Source organism: Staphylococcus sp. 510, from assembly GCF_057219715.1.
The window spans coordinates 1-2,210 of the sequence record NZ_JBXVVK010000042.1 but is presented as its reverse complement, the minus strand read 5'-3'; the positions used below and the strand labels follow the sequence as shown (position 1 = coordinate 2,210).

Annotated in this window: 2 protein-coding genes; both read right to left on the bottom strand. The window is 35.7% G+C overall.

Translation table 11 applies throughout. The annotated features are described in order from the left end of the window. On the bottom strand, nucleotides 1-583 hold a 583-nt coding region (gene budA / locus AC2D8K_RS12525; protein WP_484698822.1), incomplete at its 3' end, for an acetolactate decarboxylase. A gap of 32 nt (nucleotides 584-615) precedes the next feature. Beyond that, the coding region (alsS, locus tag AC2D8K_RS12520; RefSeq protein WP_145506905.1) for an acetolactate synthase AlsS at nucleotides 616-2,210 on the bottom strand (1,595 nt) is incomplete at its 5' end.

Here is a 2,210-nt window from a genome sequence, read left to right as displayed (position 1 = left end):
CATCTTCTATTTCAAAGTCTAGCACATGGCCGCCGAAGTTACGATCATCATTCGCAAAGTGCACATGGAATCCTGCTGAACCTACACCATGGAAAAGTTCCGGTGTGAAGAAACCAACAACAGTTCCTTTAACATACGTCTCAGTTTGTTCAGGTTGTCTGCGTGCCGAATCAATTAATCGTGTGTATGGCGGCTCTTGTCCAGGCATCATGCGAACGTTCATTTTTTTGAATACTCCAGAAATTTTAACAGCTGAAAATAAGTTTTCACTCAACATGTTTTCTTTAACTTCGTCAAAAACGTCTTCAGATGATTTATCTTTAGTTTGGTATGTTGTATCTGCCTTGAATTTCGTCACTGTCGCATAAGGTGTTAATTCATCACCTTTTAATTCAATAAAATCTTTATGTTCATTAGCATGGTAAGCCTTACCATCCACAAATATCACTTCTCCATTCGATCCCGTTAAAGTCGCAATACCTAAATCTCCATGTTTTAATATTTCATTAATTGAGGCGGTACCCTTTAATAGTCCTGCCATCAATGTTCCTAATGTACCGTGTTGATATAAGATATTAGTCATAAAAGCTTCACTCCTCAATTACTATTTGATTATTAATTAAATGCATCAGGCAACATATTGGTTGAAAGTTTTACATTATCTTTATAATTTACAGGTATATCAATGACTACAGGTCCTTGAATTTCATAACCTTTTTTAATCGCATTTTCTAATTCTTCTTGATTTGTTACACGCATTCCTTTCGCACCAAAAGCTTCTGCATATTTCACATAATCAACTGAACCAAAATCTACACCTGATGAACGTTCGTATTTCATTTCTTCTTGGAACTCAACCATATTATACTTACCATCATTCCAAATTAATTGTATGATATTTAGATTTTTTCGAACAGCTGTTTCTAAATCTTGTGCTGAAAATAGAAATCCACCATCACCAGCTACTGAGACAACTTGTGTATTTGGACGTACTAGTGCTGCTGAAATCGCCCAAGGTAATGCAACACCTAACGTTTGCATACCATTACTAAATAACAAATGTCTCGGATTATAACTTCTGAATTTACGTGCCATCCAAATATAATGACTTCCGACATCAACGGTAACCGTAGTATCATCCGTTAACATTTTTTGCATAGATTCGATAATTTCGATTGGATGTAATACACCATCTTTATGAGTTGCTTTAATACCCGTTTCTTCAACAATATGTGCTCTTAACTGCTCTAATTCATCTAAATGTTGTTGGTTAATAAATGGTTCATCTACTTTGTCAGATATCATTTCTATAGTTCCTGCAATATTACCAATTAATTCTTTAGTAGGTTGCATATAATTTGTAATTTCTGCTGGAACTTCATCAATATTGATCACTTTTGTGTCTAATTCCTTATTCCAATTACTTGCTTCGTACTCAATCGGATCATAACCAATTGTGACAACTAAATCACTTTTACGAAGCAATTCATCTCCTACTTGGTTACGGAATAATCCTACACGACCAAAGAAGTGATTTTCTAAATCGCGACTAATGACACCAGCACCTTGGAATGTTTCAACTACTGGTAAATTTGTCTTTTCAACTAATTTACGGATAGCATTTGTTTCATTCGCACTTGAACTTCTCATACCGGCGAGTAAAACAGGAAATGCTGCATTTTTAATTGCATCAATCACGTCATTTATATCTTGCTCACTAGGAACACCTAAATTGGGCTTTTGACATAGTGCTATAGCTTTTGATTCTACTGGTGCTGAAATAACATCTTGTGGAATACTAATAAAACTCGCACCATTTTTACCTGATGTTGCTGTTCTCATAGCATTAGTCATGACTTCTGATAAAGATTCAGGATCTTGTACTTCTTCACTATACTTTGTTGAATATTTTAATAATGCCGCATTATCTATACTTTGATGTGTTAAACGTAATAAATCGTTACGTTTAACTTGTCCTCCTAAAGCTAATACGGGATCTCCTTCAGATGTTGCTGTTAATAGTCCGGTCGTTAAGTTACTGACACCTGGACCACTCGTTACAAGTGCGACACCTGGTTTACCAGTTAGTCGTCCTATACCTTGGGCCATCATTGCTGCGTTTTGCTCGTGACGCGTAACAATAAGTTCAGGTCCATCGTCTTCAAGTGCGTTAAATAAATAGTCAATTTTTGCACCTGGAATACCAAATA